Below are 289 nucleotides of genomic sequence, written 5' to 3'. Positions count from 1 at the left end.
AAACCATTGAAGGCCGGCAGCACATGAAACTGGATGTCCGGTTCGCCCGTGCCGGCCGTATCGACGAAGCCGCCGGACTCCACGACCGTCGACGTCAGCAGACCGGTCTTGGTCATGAGATACTGCATCATATGGGACGCAGCGCGCAGGCCCTTGTCCTCACCGAAGATCGAAATCGGATCCTTGGTCTCGCACTGAACCGTCGCCTCCAGATGATCCTGATAGTTCTCGCCGACTCCGGGCAGGTCGAACACGACGTCGATACCGTGTTCGCGCAGATGGCCCGCCG

The 289-nt window shown here is 60.9% G+C and carries 1 pseudogene; it reads right to left on the bottom strand.

The features are described from left to right. Positions 1-289, bottom strand: a pseudogene (locus AC1RQI_RS17155) (GMC family oxidoreductase); the annotation flags it as partial.

Source organism: Salicola sp. AFF1, assembly GCF_056783195.1.
The sequence above is the reverse complement of the archived record's forward strand: the minus strand, read 5'-3'. Positions and strand labels throughout refer to the sequence as shown.